The 2,538-nt window shown below is 72.7% G+C and carries 4 protein-coding genes; 1 reads left to right on the top strand and 3 read right to left on the bottom strand.

Annotated features, from left to right (window positions below; genetic code table 11):
• The 3 genes from NH339_RS17850 to NH339_RS17840 form a co-directional block, all read right to left on the bottom strand.
• Positions 1-207, bottom strand: a 207-nt coding sequence (locus NH339_RS17850) for a hypothetical protein (RefSeq protein ID WP_253027341.1), incomplete at its 3' end; no start/stop codon positions are given.
• The gene (locus tag NH339_RS17845) at positions 204-1,430 is read right to left on the bottom strand and encodes a sedoheptulose 7-phosphate cyclase (RefSeq protein ID WP_253027340.1); all 1,227 of its coding nucleotides are present in this window, start codon (positions 1,428-1,430) and stop codon (positions 204-206) included. The genes NH339_RS17850 and NH339_RS17845, both read right to left, overlap by 4 nt.
• Before the next feature lie 16 nt (positions 1,431-1,446).
• The gene (locus NH339_RS17840; RefSeq protein WP_253027339.1) at positions 1,447-2,106 is read right to left on the bottom strand and encodes an HAD family phosphatase; all 660 of its coding nucleotides are present in this window, start codon (positions 2,104-2,106) and stop codon (positions 1,447-1,449) included.
• A gap of 207 nt (positions 2,107-2,313) precedes the next feature.
• Between NH339_RS17840 and NH339_RS17835 the strand changes: the two genes are divergently transcribed.
• Positions 2,314-2,538 (top strand): hypothetical protein (locus NH339_RS17835; protein WP_253027338.1); only part of this gene is annotated, 225 nt, incomplete at its 3' end.

Below are 2,538 nucleotides of genomic sequence, written 5' to 3'. Positions count from 1 at the left end.
GGTGCTGGCCGCGACGTACGGGTCCAGGCCGGCCAGCAGCGTGTGCGCCCGGCGGAGCCGGTCCAGGACCTCGTCGTCGACCGGGACGCCCGCGTCGAGCCCGTCGAGGACGAGCGCGACCTCCTGCGCGGCGATGCCGACGGGCGTGACGGGCCGCAGCGCCTGCGACCCGTCACCCCCTGCCGGTCGGTGGACCGTCGAGGTCATGCCGGCACGGGCACGGCCGCGGCCGAGACGTGCGCGTCGACGCCGCGACCCTCGCGCGGGTACGCCGCGACGAGCACCTTGTGCGTGGCCAGCAGCGCGTCGACCTCGTCGTCGGCGAGGTCGTTGAGGAACGCGCACGTGCCGATCGGCGACGGGACCGCCGCACGCAGCAGCCCGTCGCGCGTCTGCAGGATCGACGCGGTCGCGCGGCGCACCAGGTCGGGCGTCAGGTCGTCGCTGTCGAGCGACAGGCCAAGCGCGCTGAACAGCCCGTGCACCCGGTCGCGGTCGGCGGCGCTGACGTGCCCGCGCGCCTCCGCGACCGTGGCCGAGAACGCCATGTCGATCGCGATGGCGTGACCGTGGTAGTACGGGTCGGCCGGCGCGAGCTCGAGCGTCGGGCTCCACGTGTGCCCGAACGCGATGACGCGGTCGAGGTCGAGCTCGAGCAGGTTCGGCGTCTCGAGCTCCAGCATGACCTTGATCGACTCGTAGGTGATCCGGTCGGCCACCTGGCGCAGCTCCGGCGTGCCCCCGAGGTGCCCGAACCGGGTCTCGAGGAGCTCCTCGGCGTGCTGCTCCAGCAGGTCGAAGGTGGCGGCGTCGGCGACCGTCGTGATCTTCACCAGCTCGGCCATGCCGTTGCGCACCTCCGCCTCCGGCAGCGTGCGCAGGAAGGAGAAGTCGAGCAGCACGTCGCTCGACGCGTGGTACGCCCCGAGCCGGTTCTTGTGCTTGCCGTGGTTCACGGCCACCTTGATCGACACGCTCGCGTCGATCAGCCCGATCAGCGTCGTGGGGATGCGGATGTAGGGCGTCGACCGGCGGAACGCGGCGCACGCGAACCCGGCCACGTCCGTGGTCAGGCCGCCGCCGACGACGAGGACCGGCTCCTTGCGGAGCAGCCCGAAGTCGGCGAACGCGTCGACGATCCCCTCGACCGTCGACCACTTCTTGTTCTTCTCGCCGATCGCGATGGGGTGGACGGTCAGCTCGATGTCGTGGTGGGCGAAGTAGGCCGCGGCGTCGTCGCCGTACAGCGCGTGGACCTCTGCGTCGACGACCATGAGGGCGCGTCCCCACTCGCGGTAGTGGTCGGCCAGCTCGGGCCGGGCGGGGTCGAACACCCCGTCGACGTAGGTCAGCGTGTAGTCGATCCGCTGGGTGGCGTGCACCTCGAAGGAGGTGGGCGTGGCGCTGAGGGTGGCGGGCTCGGTGCTCATCGTGTCCTCCCCGTCCTCAACGTCCGACGTTCCGCAGCAGGTCGTCGAGCTCGAGCGCGTCGACGCGCTCGGTCGCCTCGGACCAGTCGTGGTCGGCGGTGTTCGTGTTCGGGAACGCGACGACGGGCAGGCCCGCGGCGCGCGCCGACGCGACCCCTCCGGTGTTGTCCTCGACGGCGACCGCGTCCGACGCGTGCTCGCCCAGGGCGGCCAGCGCGTGCCGGTACGCCTCGGCGGCAGGCTTGGGCTCGTCGACGTCGTCGGCGTCGACGACCACGTCGAAGTCGGCGGCCGAGAGACCGGGCACCTTCAGGACCGCGGCGACGTTGTCGGCCGAGGTGGTGGTGACGAAGCCCAGCCGGTGCCCGGCCTCCTTCGCCGCGCGGATCGTCTCGATGACGCCGGCGCGGGGCTCCGGCGCCTCCTCCGCGAGCAGGGTCCGGAACACCTCCGACTTGGTGGCGTGCACGGCGGCAGCGTCGACGTCGTCGCCCCGCTGCTCGGCGTAGGCGGCCACGCGGTCCTGCCCGCCGTTGCCGGTGAGGAGCGCGGCGTACTCCTCCTGGTCCCACGACCAGTCGAGGCCGTGCTGGGAGAAGGCGGTGTTGAAGGCCCGACGCTGCAGCTCGGAGCTGTCGACGAGCGTGCTGATGGAACCGAAGAGGATCGCAGACATACCTGTCCTAGGGAGGGTGGGAGTACGGACGTGCGCGGGGCAGCGCACCACGGTCGGCATCTGGGGCTACCGGGGGCCGTGAGGCATGGAATGGCTCGACCTTGGCACAGGTCCGCCGAAAGTGCGCGTCGGCGCCACGTGCCGTCGAGGGGCCGTCGACGGCGGACGTCGGACCGCGGCAGAGGTGTCCTGTGACACACTGGCGGCATGGTCGAGGAGGGCACGACCCCGGCGGACGAGGCGCGCAGCAGCAGCCAGCCGCGCGTGGTCAAGAAGGTCGTCAAGAAGACGGTCGTGCGGCCTGTCGCGCCGTCGGCGCCGACACCGCGCGAGACCCGCCCGGCACCGCCCCGCGCGACCGCCGTGTCGCGCCTGAAGGGCAAGGACGCGAAGGCGGCCGCCCCGGCCGACGCCCCCGCTGCCCCGACCCCG

Source organism: Aeromicrobium sp. CnD17-E, from assembly GCF_024124745.1.
Classification (GTDB): Bacteria; Actinomycetota; Actinomycetes; order Propionibacteriales; family Nocardioidaceae; genus Aeromicrobium.
This window is presented reverse-complemented; position numbering and strand designations above follow the sequence as displayed.